The sequence below is a fragment of the Microbacterium aoyamense genome, assembly GCF_023155855.1.
Classification (GTDB): Bacteria; Actinomycetota; Actinomycetes; order Actinomycetales; family Microbacteriaceae; genus Microbacterium; species Microbacterium aoyamense.
Genome location: NZ_JAKNUT010000005.1, coordinates 169,126 through 190,513, shown reverse-complemented (window position 1 = coordinate 190,513; position 21,388 = coordinate 169,126). Strand labels below are relative to the sequence as shown.

The 21,388-nt window shown below is 69.5% G+C and carries 13 protein-coding genes; all 13 read left to right on the top strand.

The window, feature by feature from the left end:
- The first annotated feature begins 48 nt into the window (after nt 1–48).
- Nucleotides 49–2,229 (top strand): cell wall-binding repeat-containing protein, encoded by a 2,181-nt coding sequence (locus tag MA876_RS14210; protein WP_248150708.1) that lies wholly within the window; start codon nt 49–51, stop codon nt 2,227–2,229.
- Between the two features lie 157 nt (nt 2,230–2,386).
- Nucleotides 2,387–3,550, top strand: coding sequence for a glycosyltransferase family 4 protein (locus tag MA876_RS14205; RefSeq protein ID WP_248150706.1), 1,164 nt, complete (start codon nt 2,387–2,389; stop codon nt 3,548–3,550).
- 103 nt (nt 3,551–3,653) lie between these two features.
- Nucleotides 3,654–8,906 (top strand): cell wall-binding repeat-containing protein, encoded by a 5,253-nt coding sequence (locus MA876_RS14200; RefSeq protein WP_248150704.1) that lies wholly within the window; start codon nt 3,654–3,656, stop codon nt 8,904–8,906.
- A 145-nt stretch (nt 8,907–9,051) separates the two neighbouring features.
- On the top strand, nt 9,052–10,152 hold the full coding sequence (locus MA876_RS14195; RefSeq protein WP_248150702.1) for a DegT/DnrJ/EryC1/StrS family aminotransferase: 1,101 nt from the start codon (nt 9,052–9,054) through the stop codon (nt 10,150–10,152).
- Complete coding sequence (locus MA876_RS14190) at nt 10,149–11,135, top strand: Gfo/Idh/MocA family protein (RefSeq protein WP_248151132.1); 987 nt, start codon at nt 10,149–10,151, stop codon at nt 11,133–11,135. The genes MA876_RS14195 and MA876_RS14190 overlap by 4 nt, the downstream gene beginning before the upstream one ends.
- The gene (locus MA876_RS14185; RefSeq protein WP_248150699.1) at nt 11,132–12,106 is read left to right on the top strand and encodes a glycosyltransferase family 2 protein; all 975 of its coding nucleotides are present in this window, start codon (nt 11,132–11,134) and stop codon (nt 12,104–12,106) included. Before MA876_RS14190 ends, MA876_RS14185 begins: the two co-directional genes overlap by 4 nt.
- Entirely contained in the window at nt 12,090–12,521 is a 432-nt protein-coding gene (locus tag MA876_RS14180) for a GtrA family protein (RefSeq protein ID WP_248150696.1), read from the top strand. Before MA876_RS14185 ends, MA876_RS14180 begins: the two co-directional genes overlap by 17 nt.
- Complete coding sequence (locus tag MA876_RS14175) at nt 12,518–13,939, top strand: glycosyltransferase family 39 protein (RefSeq protein ID WP_248150693.1); 1,422 nt, start codon at nt 12,518–12,520, stop codon at nt 13,937–13,939. Before MA876_RS14180 ends, MA876_RS14175 begins: the two co-directional genes overlap by 4 nt.
- A 5-nt stretch (nt 13,940–13,944) precedes the next feature.
- Complete coding sequence (locus MA876_RS14170) at nt 13,945–15,921, top strand: cell wall-binding repeat-containing protein (protein WP_248150678.1); 1,977 nt, start codon at nt 13,945–13,947, stop codon at nt 15,919–15,921.
- Between the two features lie 168 nt (nt 15,922–16,089).
- Complete coding sequence (locus MA876_RS14165; protein WP_248150668.1) at nt 16,090–17,226, top strand: cell wall-binding repeat-containing protein; 1,137 nt, start codon at nt 16,090–16,092, stop codon at nt 17,224–17,226.
- 35 nt (nt 17,227–17,261) lie between these two features.
- The gene (locus MA876_RS14160) at nt 17,262–18,461 is read left to right on the top strand and encodes a glycosyltransferase (protein WP_248150665.1); all 1,200 of its coding nucleotides are present in this window, start codon (nt 17,262–17,264) and stop codon (nt 18,459–18,461) included.
- A 39-nt stretch (nt 18,462–18,500) separates the two neighbouring features.
- The gene (locus MA876_RS14155) at nt 18,501–20,285 is read left to right on the top strand and encodes an ABC transporter ATP-binding protein (RefSeq protein WP_248150662.1); all 1,785 of its coding nucleotides are present in this window, start codon (nt 18,501–18,503) and stop codon (nt 20,283–20,285) included.
- Nucleotides 20,285–21,376, top strand: a complete 1,092-nt coding sequence (locus MA876_RS14150) for a glycosyltransferase family protein (RefSeq protein WP_248150660.1) — start codon at nt 20,285–20,287, stop codon at nt 21,374–21,376. The genes MA876_RS14155 and MA876_RS14150 overlap by 1 nt, the downstream gene beginning before the upstream one ends.
- The last annotated feature ends 12 nt before the right edge of the window (nt 21,377–21,388 follow it).

Genomic DNA, 21,388 nt, shown 5'->3' with positions numbered 1-21,388 from the left:
GAGCATCCGCCGCCCGTAGACTGGCGCGCACGATCAGCTGGGGGCGGCATGCGGACTGAGACAGGTGCACACTCGACGCGGCGGTCGGCGATCGTCGGTGCGAGTGTCGCGGCGCTCATCGTGTCGCTGTTCGCTGTGCCGCCCGCGCACGCCGATGAGGAGCCCGTGCCTCCGAGCGTCATCTCGGTCGAGGGGAGACTGCTCACACCCGACGGCGCGCCGGCGGCCGGCGTCGCGGTGCGCGCGCTCGAGTACGGGATCGATGAGCCGATCGAAGAGACGCTCACGGCGGCGGACGGACGCTTCCAGATCGCCGTCGTCACCGACAGATGTTTCGAGCTGGGGTTCGCGGGCGACCATCGCTTTCCCGCCGTGACGTTGACCGATCGGGCGCTGGAGCCTGGCCGCTACCGCGACGACGCGCGAAGCTTCTGCGGGTGGCGCGGACCTCAGCAGAGTGTCGGCGATCGTCGGCTGATTGCCGGTGTGACGCTGTCAGGATCGATCGACATCACCGGCCTGTCCGGCTCACGCGAACTCGAGATACTCATTGCCGACGACGCGGCGCACTCCACGCATTTCACCCACCGCGCGGTGGGGTCGGACGGTGTTGCTGAGTGGTCGACGCTCGCGGTGCCCGGAAGCTACTTCGTCAGAGCCTCGATCGAAGGCACGCGGTACGTCGAGTACTTCGGTGGCGGAACGACCGACGCCGACGCTCAGCGTGTCACGGTCGACCCTTCGGGCGCGACGGAGCTCGACTTCGACGTCGACCTGCCACTTGCACGGGTCACCGGTCGGATCACGGATGCCGCGGGCGCTCCCTGTGTGGACGAGGTCGCTCGGCTCGCAGACGGGCTCGGCGTGGTCCTCCCGTTCGAGACGACAACCGATGACAACGGCCGGTACTCGTTCGCCGGGGTGGAGCCCGGCGACTACGTGCTCGTCGACGCTCCGTGGGGCAGCGGATGCCGCAGTGAGGACGTCACGACCGCTTTCACCGTAGTGGGGCCGGGGGAGCACGTCGTCGATGCCTCATGGCGACGAGACGAACGTATCGTCGCCAGGGTGGCGTTCTCAGGCGGCTCCCCGGCGGCACACCTCGCGGTGCACGTGAGCGGCGAGGAATACATTCCGCACCGCTACACGGATCACTCCGGTCTCGTGGAGTTCGCCGTGGAGCCTGGCGTCTACCGGCTCGGCGCGTTCGGTTCCGAGATCGAGGGGGAGACGACCTGGACCCCCGAGATCACCGTCGCGGAGGGCGAGACGGTGGAAGCGGATCTGACGAACCTCGTAGGTGCGACGCGTTTCGGTGGACAGTCGCGCTACGACACGGCTGTGGCGATCACGCGCTCGCACTTCGCGTCGGGCGTGGAACGCGTGTACCTCGCGAACGGGACGGGGCTCGCCGACGCGCTCGCTGCGGCTCCGGTGGCCGGAGCGGGCGGCGACCCGATCCTGCTGACGCAGCGCACGGCGATCCCGGGTGCGACGTGGGCCGAGCTGCGGCGCCTTCAGCCGAAGGAGATCGTTCTGCTGGGCGGCGGCGCCGCGATCGACGAGAGCCTGGTCGACCGTCTCGCGGAGGCGGCGCGGATCGCCCCGCAGAGCGTCGTGCGGTGGTCGGGCGCGGATCGTTATGCGACGGCCGCGGCGATCGCGGAGTCCGCGTTTCCGGAGGGAGCAGAGACGGTTTTCGTGGCCAACGGCGCCGCACTCGCGGATGCGCTGGCGGCCGCGCCTGTGGCCGGGTCGCAGGACACACCGATCCTGCTGGTGGGCGCGGCATCCGTCCCCGCCTCGACGGTCGCGGCGATCGAGGCGCTCGGTCCGTCGAAGATCGTCGTGCTCGGCGGCAAGGGCGTCGTGTCGGATGCCGCGGCCACGCGTCTGAGCGAGATCGCCGACGGTGCGACGATCGAGCGGTGGTCGGGCGTGGATCGGTACGCGACGGCGGCCGCGATCGCGGCGGAGAACTATCCGGACGGAGCGGCGTCGGTCTTCGTCGCGAGTGGTGCCGGTCTCGTGGACGCCCTGGCCGCGGCTCCCGTCGCCGCACGCGACGGCGCGCCGCTCATACTGGTACGGCAGAACGCGATCCCCCCGTCGGTGACAGCGGCGCTGCCGCAACTCGGCCCGTCGTCGTTCGTCCTGTTCGGCGACGACGGCGTCATCTCGCACGAACTCCAGACGACGCTTCGCGATCTCACCGACCCCTCCGACTGAGCCGGCGCTGGTCGTCGATGATGGGAAGGGCATGGTGAGCGACCCCCTGCTCGCGCAGCTGCAGAGCTACGTGGTCCCGTAGGGTGGATCGCGGTCCGGGCGCCAGGTCCGGGCCGCGGTCCACCCGGCCGCCGCCCGATGCGAGAGGCCGACGAGTATGACACCCTCCCGGCGGCCCCGCGTCGTGATCGCCTCGCGTCTGTACGTGCCCGAGCCGAGCGCGGCATCGTTCCGCATCGCGGCACTCGCCCGTGCATCCGCTGATGACGGGGCCGACGTGACCGTCCTGACATCGACCGCGCCCCGGGGGGCTGGTACGGCGGCGCCCGTCCGGGGCGTCCGGGTGCGCCGGGCGCCGGTGCTGCGCGACGTGGCGGGCGCGATAAGGGGCTACATCCCGTACCTGAGCTTCGACCTCCCGGTGTTCTTCCGGATGCTGTTCTCGCGCGCGGACGTGTTCGTCGCCGAAGCCCCGCCGACCACCGGTCTGGTCGCGCTGGTCGCAGCCCGGCTGCGTCGCCGCCCACTCGTCTACTACCCGGGCGATGTGTGGACCGACGGCGTGATCTCGATGGGTGCGCCCGACGCGGTGGTCGGTGTCATGCGCGCAGTCGAGCGGCGCGTGCTGCGCGGCGCGCGCACGATCCTGTCCGTGTCACCAGAGGTCACGGAGCGGCTCGTCGCGATCGGCGCCGACCCCGCTCGCATCGTCCTGGTCGGCAACGGCATCGACACCGACACCTTCATGCCGAGCGTGGCCGCGCCCGAGGTCGAGCGCCCCTACTTCGTCTATGCGGGAACGATGTCGGAGTGGCAGCGCCCCGAGGCCTTCGTCGAAGCGCTCGCGCAGGTCGAGGATGTCGACCTGCGCTTCTTCGGCGGCGGGACGTCGCTTCCGGCGATCGAGGCGGCCGCAGCACGACTGACCCCGGGTCGCGTGCACATCGGCGGTGTGGTCTCACCGGCGGAGTCGGCGGCGTGGATGCGGGGCGCCGTCGCCGCGCTCGTGAGCATCGTCCCGGGGATCGGCTACGACTTCGCGCGGCCGACGAAGACCTACGCCGCGGCCGCCGTCGGAACACCCGTGCTCTACGCGGGCGCCGAGACCGGCGGACGGATCGTCACGGATGCCGGGCTCGGCGAAGCAGTAGCCCTCGACGCGGCGGAGATCGCCGACGCGATGCGCCGGCTTCTGGCATCCCGTGACGATGCGGAACGGTCTCGCGAGGCGCGGTCTTCGTGGGCGAAGGCGAACGTGTCGCTCGCCGGTGTGGGACGCCGCGCTGCAGAGGCCGTTGCGGCGGTCGCACGACGCCGCTGACCGCCGATCCGGCACGAAACCGCTCCCAGCGAGTGCATCCGTGTGGATAGAATCCGGGTGATCGCAGGGGCAGGGGATGCTCCGCGGCGTGTATGGGGGAAGCATGCCGAGTCCGTCTGTGTCGCGCGCCCGATCGGGTGCCGCAACCGTGGCCGTCATGGCGATCGTCGCCTCGCTCCTGATCGGTTTCGCGGCTCCCGCGAGTGCCGCGCCGGGCGAGGCCGAGGGCGGCATCGCGTCGCGCGCCGTGCCGGGCGGCGCGACGGCCGAGGTCGAGCGGCTCTCGGGCGCATCGCGCTTCGATACCTCGGCGTCGATCTCTCGCGAGCGGTTCTCGCCCGGCGTCGAGGTCGCCTATGTCGCCAACGGCATGCAGTTTCCCGACGCGCTGTCGGCAGCTCCCCTCGCAGCCATCGACGGCGCGCCGCTTCTGCTCTCGAACACCGCCGCGCTTCCGCAGCCTGTTCGGGTCGAGCTCGAGCGACTCCGCCCGCAGTCCATCGTCGTCCTCGGCGGGCGAGGCGCCGTGTCGGACGCCGTCGCGGCCGACCTCGCCGCACTGACCGAGGGCGACGTCACGAGGCTTTCCGGCGCCAGCCGATTCGAGACCTCGGCCGCGATCAGCCGGCGGGGCTTCGCTGACGGTGCCGACACCGTCTTCATCGCGAACGGAATGGCGTTCGCCGACGCGCTGTCGGGCGCGCCCGCGGCGGGCATGCTCGGCGGGCCTGTGCTCCTGGTGTCTCCGACCGAACTCCCCGCCGCGGTCGAGACGGAACTGGAGCGCCTGGGCCCGGACCGGATCGTCGTCCTCGGTGGCACGGGTGCGGTGTCCCAGCGCGTGGCGACGCGCCTGGCCTCTATCGCACCCGACGCCGAGATCGACCGTTGGAATGGCGCGTCGCGCTACGAGACCTCCGCGAAGATCTCGAGCGAATCGCTCGACCCCGGAGTTCCTGTCGCGTACGTCGCGAGCGGCGCGAGCTTCCCCGATGCTCTCTCCGGAGCGCCGGTCGCGGGCATGGAGTCCGGCCCCGTGCTCCTCGTGCCGGGCAAGGAGATTCCGGATGCGGTGCGCGCCGAGCTCGCTCGCCTCGACCCCGGAGCGATCGTCGTCCTCGGCGGATCCGGTGCCGTGAACGCGTCCGTCGCGGCCGAACTCGCGACGTTCGCAGATCCGTCGATCGTGCGCGTACGCACCGCCGACGGCGCGAGCGTCCCCCTCGCGGGCGCCGCCGACGGCAGCGCATTGGTGAACGTGCGCGTCCCGGCGGGGCGTTCACCGCTCGAGCTGAGCGCCGGGGGCGCGCCGGTTCTCTCCGTCGATCGGGGGGTCGCGGCATCCACGTCCGTCCTCGTTCCCGTCGTAGACGGTCGCGTCGCACTCACCGGTTCGGCGTCCGCGTTGGTGACGATCGAGACGCTCGTGAGCTTCGCCCACGGTTCCGCGATGCCCGGGGCGACGGCCGCTCTGCCGAAGCCCGTGCTGCGAGCCGACACGACGGCGGGACTCTCGGGCGACGCGCTCGGCCAGACGCCCCTGCACGTCGGCCTCACTGGGCTCGGCGGTGTGCCGGCGACCGGTGTGCGCGCAGTGCACGTCACGGCGACGGTCGACGTAGATGCCGCGACGACGCTCGCACTGGGTGACCAGTCGATGCCGATCCCCGCCGGGTCGACCTCGATCACGACGATCGTCATGCCGGGCGCTGGCGGCGCGGTGCCGGCATCCATCGCCGACGGCACGGGCTCGCTCCGGCTCGACGTGCGCGGTTGGGTCGCCGAGGCCGACGGGACGACGAACATCGTCAACGTCGAGGGCGGGTACGTGCCCGCGCGCGCAACCGACCCGGGGGTGACCGCCGTGACCGACGAGGCTCCCGCAGCGATCGACGTCGCGGCCGTCAGCGACCGCGAGTTCTCGCTCCTCCTGGTCACCGCGATGTCCGACGAGTCGGCGCGGTTGACGGCATCCGCCGACGGTGAGGTCCTCATCGATCCTGAGCGAGGCGCAGCGCCGCAGCTCGTCGTCGCCGACGCGGAGGAGTTCGCTCTGAGCGCCGGCGCGGCCGATGTCACCTGGACGCACGTCGGCGACGTCCTCGGCGAGGCGCTGGTGGGGGGAGCAGCCCCGACCGTTGCCATCACGAGCCCGTCCGCCGGTGCGACGATCGACCTCGCCGAGTCCGGCATGGTCGCCATCGAGGGCACCGTCGAGACGTCGGGTGCCAGCATCCGTTCCCTCGATGTCGATGCCCGAGGGTCTCGGGTCGGGTGGGCGGTACCCGTCTATTCGGGCGCCGGGCTCGCCTGGCGGTTCGACACCAGCTCGCCCGTCGACGGCGACGTCACCTTCACCGTCGAGGCGCGAGACCGCGCGAACGGCGTCGGCTCCGACACGCGCACGGTCGAGTTCGTGCTGCCCGGTGAGACGGACGTCGTGATGGCTCCGGATGCCGCGGTCGTGCCGTCAGCAGGCGAGAACGCCGTCGTGGCCGCCGTGACCGACGATGCCGTCGTGCTGACCGAGTCGCCGGAGTTCGTGCCGGGCGACGTCATCGTCTCGGGGGTGTCGGACGAGGCGCCCGAGGGGTTCCTCCGGCGCGTCACGGCGATCGACGAGACCGACGGCGAATGGCGGGTACACACCGTGCACGCGGCCATCACCGACGTCGTCTATCAGGCTGATGAAGAGGACGTCATCGACCTCATGGGGGTCGGCGAACCCACTCTCGACACCGACGTGGCACCCGGGGCCGGGGACACCCCGGTCGAGATCATCGATGAGGGCGAGCCCGCCGTCGTCTTCGTCGACGAGGAAGACGTCGACCTCGAACCGTACGACCAGGTCGACGCCGGTCCCGTCGCCGCGGCGGGCGCGGGACTGCGGACGTCTGCCCTCGACTTCGGGATCGACGAAGAAATCACCCGCACGCTCAAGATCGGGGTCGACCTCGGGTGGAAGACGGGCGACGAGAAGCCGAAGGACACCTCGAAGGCCACCAAGGCCAAGAAGGACGTGGTGAAGACCGAGATCAAGGCGACGGGTGGGCTCAGCCTCTCGGGCGCGATGGAGTTCGGCACGTCGCTGCACATCGTCCTCAAGATCTCGGCGACCTGGGACTGGGGTGGCCCGAAGGTCACGGTGAACGAGTTCTCGACCGTCATGGGAGTGAAGGTCAAGCAGTCGGCGACGGTCGAAGCGTTCCTCCAGGTGCAGATGTCTCACTCCCACGAACACTCGGTCGCGAAGGTCAAGCCCGCCCCGGTGACATTCCCGGTGGGGCCAGTGCCCGTCGTCATCACCACCGACTTCACCGTCAGCAGCCTCGCGTCGTTCACTGCTCGCGTCGCCGTCAAGACGGAGCTCTCGGGGCAGTCCGAGCAGAAGTACGGCTTCACCTACTCGACCGACGATGGTCTCGAACCGGTGAACACCTCCACGCGCACGTTCAAGACGCCCGTCCTCGGCCGCTACGGCGATGCCGAGGTGTCCGGGGCGCTCGAGGTGTCGCTCGGACCCAAGGTCAGCATGTCGATGAACATCTACGACGCCGCAGGGCCGGAGTTCTTCGCATCGGCGAAGGTGGGCGGCAAGGCGACTTTCACTCAGGATGCCTCGGGCACCGACGTCGATGTCAGCGTCTTCATCGACGCGGGGGTCGGCGGCAAGGTCAAGCTGCTCGTGCCGATCATCGACCACGTGCTGCTCGAGCACGAGCTCTTCTCTCGGTCTGAGCGCTTCAACCTCGCGCACTGGGAGTGGGACCTCACGAACGTCCCCGTCATCGGTGGGGGCGACGGGGGCGACGATGACACGCCGCCTGACACGGTCATCGACATCCCCGACCCAGAATTGCGCGACTGTATCAACGAGATCCTCGAGCGGCCGTCGGGTGAACCGATTTCGAAGGGCGATCTCGACCAACTGACGAGCGTCTGGTGCACGGGGGCTTACGACATCTCGAGCCTCAGTGGACTCGAACACGCGTCGAACCTGGAACTCGTCGATATGCGGGGGATGGCTGGGCTGGAGTCGATCGCTCCGCTGGCAGGGCTCGACCTCAGACAGCTCCTGCTCGGGGAGTCGGGAGTATCCGATCTCAGCCCCATCGCACTACTCAGCCTCAGCAAGCTCGATATCGGGGGAACCGCAGTGACGGACCTCAGCGCGCTCACGTCTCACCGTGAGATGCGAGAGCTTCGGATCTACGGGCTGCCGGTCGGCGACCTCGGCCCCATCCGCGATATGCGGAAGCTCCGGTCTCTGAACATCAGTTCGACCGAGATCAGTGATCTGGCGGGCATCGAGAGTCTTACGGGGCTGGAAGAGCTCAGCATGCAGTACGCACCGCTTGAGGAGGGCGCTCTCTCTCGCATTGCAGGTCTGACGAAGTTGACGTCGCTCGCCGCCGACGGAACGGTATCAACGGATCTCGAGCCACTGACTCGGCTGACGTCGCTTCGCGCTCTCACCCTTGCCGGTAACGGCATCACCGACATCACGCCGTTGGCGGGACTCACGGACCTCGAGCACCTCATACTGTCCGACAACGACATCTCCGACGCTTCTGCGCTGGGATCTCTGACGTCCATTCGAACGCTGAGCGTGAACGACAATCAGATCGAGTCGGCGCTGTGGCTTGAGGGGATGCGAGACCTGACATCCCTGAACCTGCAGCACAACCGGATCCGAGAGCTCGGCAGCGTGGCGGATGCTGCGGGACTGAGGCACGTCGCACTGGGTGACAACGCCATCACGGATCTCTCCGGGCTGGGGGACACCAGTCGGCTGGAATCCCTCGGCGTTGACGATCAGCGGGTGCTGGCCGACGACGCGTACGTGAACACGCCGATGCCAGCACCCCGCGTCCACATCCCCAGCGGCGAGGTCGCTGTGGATATCGAACCTGCACCCTCGGCGGCCGGAGCGATCGCGGATGGTGTGCTGACCTGGACGACGACGGGGATGGGAACACTCACGTGGTCGACGCAGATTCCGTTCGGTGCGGGGGAGGCCGACTTCGGCGGGTCGATTCAGATGGCGGTGCTCGACCCGCCCACGTTCCCGCTCGATCAGATCACCAGCTCACCAGAGCCGTACATCTCGGGCGACCCGCGACCCGGTGTCACCCTGACCTTGCAGGGGGGCGACTGGCAGCCGTGGCCGGTCGAACTCTCCTACCAGTGGTTCCGCAATGGCGTCGCGATTCCCGGCGCGACCTTCATCAGCTGGGGAGCGGGGCCCTCCGACGTGGGTGCCCGATACTCTGTCCGCATCATCGCGACGAAGGACTTCCCTGACGGAACGAAGACGGTGACGAAATGGACCCCGGAGGTGGTCATCGTCCGCTGAGCGGTGTCGGCGCGGCGGTTGCCAAGGCGTGTCCGGCTACAATCGAACGGCCCCGGCTCACCCGGCGCTCGGCACCACCCCGCCGCGCGGCGACCGGCGCATCCCCGCCCCATCGGGCGGTCCCCGCCTGAGAGAGGTCACACCTGTGCCGGTCGATTTCATCCCCCCTGCCAAGCCGATCATCGGCGACGACGAGCGCGAGGCCGTCGACCGCGTCCTGCGCAGCGGGATGGTCGCGCAAGGGCCCGAGGTCGCGGCCTTCGAGCAGGAGTTCGGCGACCACTTCGTGAACGGGCGCGCGAGCGTCGCGGTCAACTCGGGTACCGCGGGCCTGCACCTCGGACTCCTGGCGGCCGGAGTGAAGGCGGGCGACGAAGTCATCGTGCCGAGCTTCACGTTCGCCGCGACCGGCAACTCCGTTGCGCTGACCGGAGCGACCCCCGTCTTCGTCGACATCGAGCCCGAGACGTTCACGCTCGACCCCGCGGCCGTCGAGGCGGCCATCACGCCGCGGACCCGCGGCATCCTTCCCGTACATCTCTACGGTCACCCGGCGCGCATGCGCGAGCTGAGCGCGATCGCCGAGAAGCACGGGGTCGCGCTCTACGAGGACGCAGCACAGGCGCACGGTGCGGCGCTCGACGGGCAGCCGGTCGGCACGTTCGGCGAGTTCGCGATGTTCAGCCTCTACCCGACCAAGAACATGACCAGCGGCGAGGGCGGCATGGTGACGGTCGCGACGCCCGAGCTCGCGCGCATGGTCAAGCTGCTGCGCAACCAGGGCATGGAGCGCCAGTACGAGAACGAGGTCGTCGGCTTCAACGCGCGCATGACCGACATTCACGCGGCGATCGGTCGCGTGCAGCTGACGAAGGTGGATGCCTGGACGCAGACGCGCCGCGAGAACGCGGCGTTCCTCGACGCGAACCTGCAGGGCGTCGTGGTGCCCCCCGTCGCCGACGGAGCCCGGCACGTCTACCACCAGTACACCGTCCGCGTTCTCGATGACCGCGACGGGTTCGTGAAGGCGCTCAAGGATGAGCACCAGGTCGGCGCCGGGGTCTACTACCCGATCCCGAACCACCGGCTCCCGTCGCTCGCCCCGTACGCCCCGGGGCTCGACCTGCCCGTGACCGAGGTCGCGGCATCCCAAGTCGTCTCTCTGCCGGTTCACCCCTCGCTGTCGTCCGCTGATCTCGACCGGATCGTCGCCGCTGTAGGCGCCGTCGCGAAGGCGGGCGCCTGATGACGCTGCGCGCGGGCCTTCTCGGCGTGGGGATGATGGGCCGCCATCACGCGCGCGTGCTGCGCGAGCTCGATGGTGTCGAGCTGGTCGCGATCGCCGACCCCGGCGGCGACCCGCACGGGGTCGCGGGCGACCTGCCGATCCTGCCCGACATCGACGCGCTGATCGCGGCGGGCATCGACACCGCCGTCGTCGCCGTGCCCACCCGCTTCCACGAGGAGGCCGCGCTCGCCCTCGCGGCGGCAGGCGTGCACACGCTCGTCGAGAAGCCGATCGCTCACACCGTCGAGGCGGGCGAGCGCATGGTGTCGGCGTTCGCGGACGCGGGTCTCGTCGGCGCGGTCGGTCACATCGAGCGATTCAACCCCGCACTGCAGGAACTGCGTCGTCGCATCGCCGCCGGCGACCTCGGTGGGGTCTACCAGATCGCGACGCGCCGCCAGGGACCCTTCCCGTCGCGCATCGCCGACGTGGGTGTCGCGAAGGACCTCGCGTCGCACGACGTCGACCTCACCGCCTGGGTCGCGCAGAGCGATTACGCGACGATCTCGGCGCAGACGGCGTTCCAGAGCGGCCGTGACCACGAGGACATGATCGCGATGACGGGGCGCCTTGCGAACGGCGTGATCGTCAATCACCTCGTCAACTGGCTGAGCCCCATGAAGGAGCGCGTGACGATCGTCACGGGCGAGAAGGGCGCGTTCGTCGCCGACACGTCGACGGGCGATCTCACGTTCTACGCGAACGGCACGGTCGCCGTCGAGTGGGAGTCGATGAGCGTCTTCCGCGGAGTGTCCGAGGGGGATGTCACGCGATACGCCTTCGCGAAGCGCGAGCCGCTCCGGGTCGAGCACGAGGCGTTCCGCGACGCCGTGCTCGGCGAGCAGAGCGATGTCGTCACGATGCAGCAGGGCCTTCGCACGCTCACCGTCGTGGAAGCCGCGCTCGCCTCGGCGGGCTCCGGCACGGCGCTCGCGCCATGACCGAGCCCTCGGCCGGCGGCGACGATCAGCTGCGCCGCACCGTGACACTGCTGGTCCCGGTGTTCGACGAGGAGGAGGTCGTCGACCGGTTCCACACCGAGGTCAGCGCCGTGCTCGCGGGTCTCCACTCCTACGTCTTCGAGATCCTCTTCGTCGACGACGGAAGCCGCGATTCGACTCCTGAGCGTCTCGCCCGTCTCGCACTGGCAGATCCGCGCGTCTCGATCCTGCGTCTCAGCCGAAACTTCGGCAAAGAGAGCGCGATGCTCGCCGGTCTCGATGTCGTCGCGTCGGACGCCGTCATCCTCATCGATGTCGACCTGCAGGACCCGCCGGCGCTCATCGTCGAGATGCTCGCGGCGTGGGAGGAAGGCTACGACGACGTCTACGCGCGGCGCAGGACGCGGGCGGGGGAGAGCGCCGTGAAGCGGGCATCCTCGCGCTGGTACTACCGCCTCCTGCAGCGCACGACCCGCATCGAGATCCAGACCGACACGGGGGACTTCCGCCTCCTGGACCGACGGTGCATCGACGTCCTCGTCCGCCTGCGCGAGTCCGAGCGGTACACGAAGGGCCTGTACAGCTGGATCGGGTTCCGCAAGAAGGAGATCCTGTTCGATCGCGCGCCCCGCGCCGCCGGCCGCACGAAATGGAACTACCCCCGCTTGATGGGGCTCGCCGTCGACGGATTCACCTCTTTCACCACGACACCGCTGCGCATCTCGACGTTCCTCGGCCTCATCGTCTCGCTCGCCGCCTTCATCTATCTCGTCGTGATCCTGCTGCGCACGATCTTCTTCGGCATCGATCTGGCGGGCTACCCGTCGATGATGGCCGTCATCCTGTTCCTCGGCGGCGTGCAGCTCATCTCGCTCGGCATCATCGGCGAGTACGTCGCCCGCATCTTCACCGAGTCCAAGCGTCGGCCCGTCTACGTCGTGCAGGAGCATCATCGTGGCGACCCCCGCTAGCCGGATGCAGCGGCCCTGGCGATTCATCGTGGTGGGGCTCGCGAACACGGCGATCGACATCTGCCTGTTCCTCGCTCTGACGTGGCTGAACATGGCGGTGATCCCCGCGAACATGATCTCCACGACGGTCGCGCTGGCCTTCAGCTTCTTCGTCAACCGCTTCTACACATTCCGCGCAGGCCCCGGGATGATCGGGCAGGCCGTGCGCTTCCTCGTCGTGACGATGTTCGCACTGTGGGTGCTCCAGCCGCTCGTGATCTGGATCGTCTCCCTGTGGCTGGTTCCCTTGCTGCCCGAGATGTGGGCGCTGCTGATCGCCAAGCTCGCCGCGACCGTCGTCTCGCTCATCTGGAACTACCTGCTCTACAGCGCATTCGTGTTCCGCACACCCGCCGACGCGAAGGACCGTGGATGACTCGCCCCATCGCACGCAACGCCGCACTGCTCGGCGTCTCTGCGCTGTTCGTGACCCTCCTCTCGGGCACGACCAGCCCGCTGCGTCCCTGGTTCGGCGGCGACAGCGCGATGTTCCGGCTCATCGGGACCGCGATGGCGCAAGGGCAGACGCTCTACGTCGACATCTGGGACCACAAGGGTCCGGGCCTGTTCGTCATCCAATGGCTCGCGCAGGTGCTCGTCCCGGGTCGGATCGGCATCTTCATCCTGCAGATCCTCTTCCTCTACGCGACGCTCGCTCTGCTCTACGCGATGACGCGCCGGATGACGGGAGCCGTCGGCGCGTGGACCGTGATCGCGGCATCGATCGCCTTCCTCGCCCCGGCGTACGAGCACGGCAACCTCAGCGAGGAGTACTCGCTTCCCTTCATCGCGCTGGCGATGTTCGTCCTCACGCGGGAGTGGATGACGCAGCGCGAGGCGCGCTTGTGGTGGTTCGCCGCCGCGGGCGCGGCGTTCGGCTATGTCGTCTTCATCCGCATCAACAACGCCCTGCCCATCTTCGGAATGTTCCTGGCCTTCTTCGTCTGGACCCTCGTCCGCCGCCGGCGCTTGTGGGCGCCGCTCCTGGCATCCCTCGCGGGCTTCGTCGTCGTCTGCGGAGCGTTCCTGCTGGGATTCGCCATCGTCGGCGCGCTCGACGAGATGATCGACGGGACGTTCCTGTTCAGCGCCGCGTATCGCGGCAACGAGGTCATCACGCTCGACCGGATCTTCGTCAACGGGTTCGTCTATCTCGCGATCATCGGCATCTTCGCGCCGCTCGTCGGCGGATTCGTCGATGCGCAGTTCCGCAAACGGGGGCGGTTCCTTCTCCTCGGGTGGATCCTCGCGGCATCCACGGCCGGCGCTCTCCTGCTGTCGACGACCGGCTACTTCCACTACCTCCAGGTCGCTGTTCCCGGGGTCGCGCTGGGCGTGGCCCTCGCGCTGCAGCCGGTCACCGGCCGGTTGCGGCTGCACGTCCTCGCCGCGGCGCTCATCGTCGCCGTCGCGCTGGTGTGGACGATGTCGGGGCGCGAGGCCGCGGCACAGGTCCGCGCGAACGAGCCCGCCTACACGGCGGACGTCGAGGACATCCTCGCGGGGGTCCCGGAGTCCGAGCACCAGGGCGTCTACGGCTGGAACCTCGACGCGCGTTTCTTCCTGAATGCCGGCACCCTGCCCGTTCAGCGCTACTTCACGATGCAGGAGTGGTGGGGGTCCAACGATCCCCGTGTGCTCGACGAGTCGCTCGGCTTCGTCGAAGAGGAACGTCCCGAGTGGATCGTGGCCACGTCGGTGGGTGATGAGCGGATGCAGGCGATCCTCGCGCGAGACTACGCCGAGGTGGCACGCAACGACCGGTTCGTGCTCTACGAGAGCACCGGGCGATGAGGGGCATGAGGATGCAGAGGAGTCGGCCCAGGTGGCGGTCGGCCGCCGTCATCGCGGTGCTCGTGGCATCCATCGTCGTGCCCTCCACCGCCACAGCCGCACCGAGGCCGGTCCTCGAGACCTCGTCGGCGCAGGCCGAGCGGCTCTCGGGAGCGAGTCGGTACGAGACGGCCGCGCGCATCGCGGAGGAGTTCCCCGTGGGCGTCGAGGCGCTCTACGTCGCCACCGGCCTGGACTTCCCCGACGCGCTCTCGGCCGCAGCCGCGGCGGCGCACTTCGGCGGGCCGCTGCTCGTCACGGCGCCGGACGCCCTGCCCGCCGTCGTCGAGGAAGAGATCCGCGCCCGCGCGCCTCAGCGAATCGTCGTGGTCGGAGGCAGGTCGGTCGTGTCGGATGCCGTCGTCGCGACGCTCGAGACGATCGCCCCCACGACGCGCATGGCCGAGACCGACCGCTACGGAACCGGGCGTTCGATCGTCGAGGACGCCTTCGGGGCCCAAGGTGCGTCGACGGTCTTCCTGGCGACGGGGCGCCAGTTCCCCGATGCGCTCGCGGCGTCCGGCGCGGCGGCGGCGATGGACGCGCCCGTCGTGCTCGTGGACGGCGCGGCATCGAGCATCCCCGCCGCCACGATGGCGATGCTCGCCGGCCTCGGCGTCGAGTCGGTGTCGATCGCGGGCGGCTACGGGGCGGTGAGCGCCGACATCCAGGGGCAGCTGCAGGCCGTCGGGTTCGTCGTGAATCGCTACGGCGGTCCATCGCGGTTCGACACCGCCGCGCTGATCAATCAGGCGTTCTTCCCCGCCGACGGACCGAGCGGAACCCTGCTCGCGGGCGGCATGGACTACCCGGATGCGCTCGCGGGAGCAGCGCTCGCGGGCCACTGGGGTGTGCCGTTGTTCATCACGTCGCGCGACTGCATCCCCGCCGGCATCCACTCCGCGCTCGCCCAGCGACCTGCGGACGAGGTCCGCACGCTCGGCGGCACCGGCGTCGTCTCGGAGGCCGCCGCGAGCCTCGAGCCCTGCGTCGCCCCCGACACGTCGGTGATCGACGAGACGTGGGCGTCGGGCGGGTGGGACTTCGCGACCGACGTCGACGCACCGTACAGCGATCGTCCTCCCGTCGACGTCCGCAATCCCGCGCGCGGACTCGATCCGACCGGGCTGCTCATCTACTACCGGGTGTACACGCGCATCCGTGAGGATCACCCCGTCGCCTATGCCCAGTACGGCATATCGGCGCTGCTCGAGTACGAGCGCACGGGCGAGACGCGCTGGCTGCGGTCCGCCGTGCGCCATGCCGAGCAGCTCGCCGCCATCCGCGTTCCCCGTGGCGACGCCTGGTGGTTCCCGTACAAGTTCCCGTGGTCCTATGACGATCGGCGGTTGTCGCCGCCGTGGTGGTCCGGGATGGCGCAGGGAGAGGCGCTCTCGCTCTTCACGCGCCTGGCCGTCGAGACGGGCGAAGAGCGGTGGGATGTCGCCGCGCACGCGACATGGCTCAGCTTCACCCAGCCGCGCGCCGAGACGGGGCCGTGGTCCACCTTCGTCCGCAACGGGTCCCTCGTCTTCGAGGAGTACGCGAAGGGCGGTGTGCCGCCGCTCGTCGTGCTCAACGGCCACGCGTTCGCCGTCTTCGGCCTCTACGACTACTGGAAGTACACGGGCGACCCCGAAGTCGAGCGCTATCTCGACGGCGGTGCGCAGACCGTGCTGGACTGGATGCCGTCGATCCGGAATCCCGGCGGGATCTCCTACTACTGCGCGGACGAGGCGTACTGCCAGCGGAAGTTCTGGGAGAACTCGACCTACCACGTCATCCACTCGTGGCAGCTCGATACGCTCGCACGCATCACGCGTGACCCGGAGTTCAGCGAATGGGCTCAGCTGCTCCGCGAAGACTGGGTCCCGCCGGCCGGTCGCATGCCGACGACCGCGCCCTGGGACATCGACCCGCTCGACGTCGCGCCGGCCGACTGATCCGGCACCGCAGTACGCAACGGCGCCCCTCTCACCACGCAACCTCTCCTCCACAGCACGGTATTCGGACGCACGACTACGGATGTGCATCGTTTCGGACGAAGCGGTGGCCCACGCCTGCCTACGTTTGCTTCGGCTCATCCGCCGAATCATCCGAGAGGAATCGTCATGTCCACTTTCCAGCGGGTCCGTCACGCTCGTATCGCGGCTCTCGCCGCAGCACTCGCACTCGTCGTCACGGGCCTCCCGATGGCCGCGCACGCCGATGCCCCCGTCGACGACCCGTCCGTCGTCGAGCTGCCGGGGCCCGCGGTCGAACCCGCCCCGGTGACGTTCTCGTCGTCCGTCGCGAGTGGTCGCATCTCAGGCCCCGACCGCTACTCGACCTCGGTCCAGGTCTCGCAGCGCGTCATCCCCGCCGGTACCCGCGCCCCCGTCGTCTATCTCGCGAGTGGTGAGTCGTTCCCCGATGCGCTGACCGCCGGCCCGGCGGCGAGCGTCCGCGAGGGCGTGCTGCTGCTGGTGAAGAAGACCGAGATCCCGTCGGCGGTGGCCGCCGAGATCGCCAGGCTCGACCCGGAACGCGTCATCATCGCGGGCGGCACGGGTGCCGTCTCAGCCGCCGTCGCCGCGCAGGTCGACGCGCTCGTGCGGCCGGGGACGTCCGTGACACGGCTCGGCGGCATCGACCGCTACGAGACGGGGCGGAAGATCGTCCGCGACGCCTTCACGGGGCCGATCCGCGTGACGCGGACCCTGATCGCGACGGGGCTGGACTTCCCCGACGCGCTCGCCGGCGGCGCGGCGTCCGCCGCGTTCGGCGAGCCGGTCATCATCGTCGATGGAAAGGCGGACCGCCTGGATGCACCCACGATCGCGCTGATCGATGATCTCGGTGTCTCGAAAGCCATGGTGGCGGGTGGCGCCGGAGCGGTGAGCGACGGCATCCTCGACCAGCTCGAGAACCGGCTCGACGTCGCCGAACGGGCTTCGGCGCTGACCGGCAGCCGCTATCACACGGCCACGGGGATCAACACGACCTACTTCGGCCGGAAGTTCGAGGGCATCCCGACACAGGCGCTCGTGGTCTCGGGAACCGGCTACGCCGACGCGCTCGCCGCGATCCCGCTGGCGGGCAAGCTCGCGCGCGATTCCAAGTTCACCGGCGGCGCCGTCTACCTCGCGACCACGACCTGCATCCCGGCCCCGGGCAGCCACTACATCGGAGGCTGGGATCGCGTGACCCTCGTCGGCGGCCGTCTCGTCTTGGGGGACGAGGTCGCATCGCTCGCAGGATGCTGGTGATCGGGATAGGGCGACGGCATCGCTAGGGTCGACTCATGCTCCGTGCGCTGAGAATCCGCCTGCAGCGCATCCCCCTCGTGCAGCGCTCGTGGCGCCGTCGGCAGGACCGACGGGCCGCGCGCGCCGCGGGGACGACGTCGTCCGGTCGCACCCCCGTCCGACTGCTGATCGGTCCCGTCAACTCTGCGGGGCAGGGATACGCGTGGGCGCGCGCCGCAGAGCGACTGCCGGGAGTCTCCGCGTCGGACTTCATGTACCGCACTCCGCAGGACGTGTTCGCGTATCCCGCGGACCACGTAGTGGACACCGTGCTCTTCCGCACGAACGGGTTCTGGCGCGCCCGCCAGCGCCGCGCCGTCCTGCGGAGGTTCACGCATGTGATCGTCGAATCGGGTCGGCACCTGTTCGGCACCGACGGCACGGTGAGCGGCCAACTCGACATGATGACCGCTGCGGGCATCCGCGTCGCGCTCCTCTTTCATGGGAGCGACATCAGGCGCCCGAGCGCCCACGCGCAGGTCGAGCGGGACTCGCCGTTCCACGCGGGCGGCTACGACGACAGCGGTCGGCTCGAAGAGATCACGGCGCGCAATCACGCCCTCGCCGATGCCGCGGGTCTGCCTGTGTTCGTCTCCACGCCCGATCTGCTGGGCGAGCTTCCCGGCGCCGAGTGGCTGCCCGTCGTCGTCGACGTCGACCGCTGGGGTCGGGCGGCGAAGCAGCCGCCGCTGTCGCGCGAGCGGCCGATCGTCGTCCACGCTCCGAGCAACAGCGGACTCAAGGGGAGCGCCCTGGTCGCCCCGGCGCTGCGGCGTCTCGACGAAGAGGGACTCATCGAATACCGCGAGATCCACGGCGTGCCGGCCGACCGGATGCCGAGCGTCTACGGCGACGCGGACATCGTGCTCGACCAGTTCTCGCTCGGCATCTACGGCGTCGCGACGTGCGAGGCGATGGCCGCGGGGCGCGTCGTGATCAGTCATGTCGCCGAGCAGACGAGGCGCATCGTCCGCGAGCGCACCGGTCTCGATCTTCCCGTCGTCCAGGCGCGGGCCGACGAGCTCGAGGCGCTCCTTCGCGAGGTCGTCGCCGACCCGGCACCGTTCGTCGATCGTGCGGCGCGGGGTCCCGCGTTCGTGAGGGAGGTCCACGATGGCCGCCGGAGCGCGGACGCGTTGCGCGGGTTCCTCGGCATCCGGTCGGATCCGCCGTTCAGGAGCGACGTGGGACACTAGACGGATGCCGCTGCTTTCATCGATCGATTCGGCGCGCGCATGAAGCTCGTAGCTGGCACGTTCCGTGAACTCATGGTGTGGCTCCCCGTCGACGCGCGCCGCTACCTCGTGCGATACGTGATCGTGTCGTGCCTGCTGACGGTCCTGGACATCACGGCGATCATGCTGCTGGCAGTGAGCCTCGCGCCGATGATCTCGGGTGCGCCGATCCGACTACCCGTGATCGGCACGGTCGGCCCCGAGTCGTTCATCTGGGTCTTCGCCGTCGTCGCGGTGCTGATCCTCGTGAAGTCGGTGCTCGCGCTGCTGCAGCAGTGGTTCGCGACACGTCGGTTCGCATCCTTCGAACTCGAGATCGGCCGTCAGCTGTTCGATTCGTACATCAAGTCGCCCTGGACCCACCGGCTCGCCCGCAACACGTCGCAGATCGTCCGGATCGCGGACGTCGGGATCGCCAACGCCACAACCGGCTTCCTCCTGCCGATCATCCAGCTGCCCGCGCTCATCGTGAGCTTCGTCCTGATCCTCGCCATCATCGTCGTGGCGCAGCCGCTGACCGCTCTCATCACGGTCGCGTACCTCGGTGGCATCATGGCGCTCCTCTACTGGGTCGTGTCTGCGCGGTCCGTGCAGGCCGGTCGCGTCTCGCGCGACTACTCCCTCAAGACGGTCGCACTCATGACCGAGATGATGCAGGCCCTCAAAGAGATCACCCTCCGCAACAAGATCTCCGAGGTCGCCGACGTCATCCAGTACAACCGGTCCTTCAGCACGCGCGCCCGCGCGAACATGAACTTCCTCGGATCGCTGCCGTCGTTCGTGCTCAACGCCGCCCTCGTCGGCGGATTCCTCCTCGTCGGCGCCCTCGGCTATCTCACGGGCGGCATGCAGTCGGCCATCGCCTCGGTCGCGCTGTTCGCCGTCGCCGGATTCCGGCTCGTCCCGTCGCTCACGGGCTTCCAGTCGATCGTCGTGACGACGACCGCCAACGTCCCGCATGTGCAGGCCGTGATCTTCGACATCAAGGCCTCGCAGATCCACATCGCGGCGGCCGAGAAGCTCGGGCGCGAGCCCATCGTCGGTGAGCCCACGCACCTGCGCCTGCGCGATGTATCGTTCGGCTACCCCGGGCACGAGGACACCCCGGCCGTGCACGGCATCGATCTCGACATCCCCATCGGAACCTCGCTCGCGCTCGTGGGGTCCTCGGGCGCCGGCAAGTCCACGCTCGTCGACGTCCTCCTCGGGCTTCTCGTCCCCCAGCGCGGCACGATGCGCGTCGACGACCAGGACCTCGTCGACGTCCTCGCTGCGTGGCGCGCGCGGGTCGGCTATGTTCCGCAGGAGGTCGCCCTCTTCGACGGCACGATCGCGCAGAACGTCGCGCTGTCGTGGGAGGACGACGACATCGACTTCGACAAAGTCCGCGCTGCTCTCGAGAAGGCTCAGCTGTGGGGCACCGTGGAAGCGCGCGACGGCGGCATGCGCGGTCGGATCGGCGAACGCGGACTCGCTCTGTCGGGCGGTCAGCGGCAGCGGCTCGGGATCGCCCGCGCCCTCTACAGCGACCCGCTCATCCTCGTCCTCGACGAGGCCACGAGCGCCCTCGACACCAAGACCGAGTCGCTGGTCACGGCATCCATCCGCGGACTCAAGGGCGAGGTCACGATCATCTCCGTCGCGCACCGCCTCTCGACGATCCGCGACAGCGACCAGATCTGCTTCCTCCAGGACGGCACGATCGCGGCGCGGGGGACATTCGAAGAGCTCGTGGCCGCGGTGCCGAACTTCGCCGAGCAGGCCCAGCTGGCCGGGCTCACGTGATGCCGTTCGTCGATGTCGTGATCGCGTGCCACGACCCCTCGCGTCCGCTCGAGCGCGCGGTGCGATCCGTGCTGGCCGACCCCGACGTGCGTGACGACGTGCGGGTCACGGTCGTCGCGCACGGGATTCCGGGGGAGCCCCTCGCCGAGCGACTCGCGGGCATCGACGGTGCCTGGCGCGTCGAGGAGTTCTCCGACGGCATCCGCAGCCCGGCCGGCCCATTCAACCGCGGGCTCGACCTCGTCGATGCGGAGTACTGCTCGGTGATGGGGTCGGACGACTTCCTCGAGGCGGGGACGATGTCGCGATGGGTCGCCCACGCGCGTCGAGAGAGTCCGGATGCGCTCATCGGGGCGATCCGCATCGACGGTCTGCCCGTCATGCCGAACCCGCTCGCACGACTGCGACGCCGTCGCCGCCTGGACGCCGCGAAAGACCGGCTGTTCTACCGCACGGCCCCGCTCGGCCTCATCCGCACGGCGACCATGCGCGCGATGGGGCTCCGGATGACGGAGGGCGTGCGCGTCGGCGAGGACTTCGAATTCGGGATCCGCCTCTTCGCGCAGTCGTCGAGGGTCGATCGTGCACCCGGATCGCCGTGCTACGTGATCGGCGTGGACGCTGCCGAGCGCACGACCCACGCGCGGCTGACGATCGAGGAGACGTTCGCACCGATCAGCCGACTGCTCGACGAGGGCGTCGCCGCGAGCCTCGGGGCCGCGCATCGCCGCGCGCTCGCCGTGAAGCTGATCAGGGTGAGCGTCATCGGCTACGCGCGTGCCCGACCGAAGCCCGAGGACTGGGACGGGGATGCCGAGGTGCGCTCCCTTGCAGACCTGCTCGCGCGGCTGCAGGCGCTTGCGCCGCGGACGCTCGCCCCGTTCAACATCCAGGACCGCGGCATCCTCGACACTCTTCGCGACCACCCCGACGTCGTCGGGGTGGTGGATGCTGTCGCCCACGCCGCCCGCGCGGGCCGGCGTGAGCGCTGGTTGACGCCCGACCTGATCCACAGCTTCGCGCGCGAGTCCACGCTGCGCCGCTATGTTCTCTACGTTCTGAATCGCGAACGAAAGGCCACCCGTCCATGACGCGACGACCGA

Coding starts and splice junctions, on each gene's coding strand:
- MA876_RS14160 (WP_248150665.1), top strand. CDS start 17,262: ATGCTCCGTGCGCTGAGAATCCGCCTGCAGCGCATCCCCCTCGTGCAG.
- MA876_RS14170 (WP_248150678.1), top strand. CDS start 13,945: ATGAGGATGCAGAGGAGTCGGCCCAGGTGGCGGTCGGCCGCCGTCATC.
- MA876_RS14210 (WP_248150708.1), top strand. CDS start 49: ATGCGGACTGAGACAGGTGCACACTCGACGCGGCGGTCGGCGATCGTC.
- MA876_RS14175 (WP_248150693.1), top strand. CDS start 12,518: ATGACTCGCCCCATCGCACGCAACGCCGCACTGCTCGGCGTCTCTGCG.
- MA876_RS14150 (WP_248150660.1), top strand. CDS start 20,285: ATGCCGTTCGTCGATGTCGTGATCGCGTGCCACGACCCCTCGCGTCCG.
- MA876_RS14200 (WP_248150704.1), top strand. CDS start 3,654: ATGCCGAGTCCGTCTGTGTCGCGCGCCCGATCGGGTGCCGCAACCGTG.
- MA876_RS14165 (WP_248150668.1), top strand. CDS start 16,090: ATGTCCACTTTCCAGCGGGTCCGTCACGCTCGTATCGCGGCTCTCGCC.
- MA876_RS14155 (WP_248150662.1), top strand. CDS start 18,501: ATGAAGCTCGTAGCTGGCACGTTCCGTGAACTCATGGTGTGGCTCCCC.
- MA876_RS14205 (WP_248150706.1), top strand. CDS start 2,387: ATGACACCCTCCCGGCGGCCCCGCGTCGTGATCGCCTCGCGTCTGTAC.
- MA876_RS14185 (WP_248150699.1), top strand. CDS start 11,132: ATGACCGAGCCCTCGGCCGGCGGCGACGATCAGCTGCGCCGCACCGTG.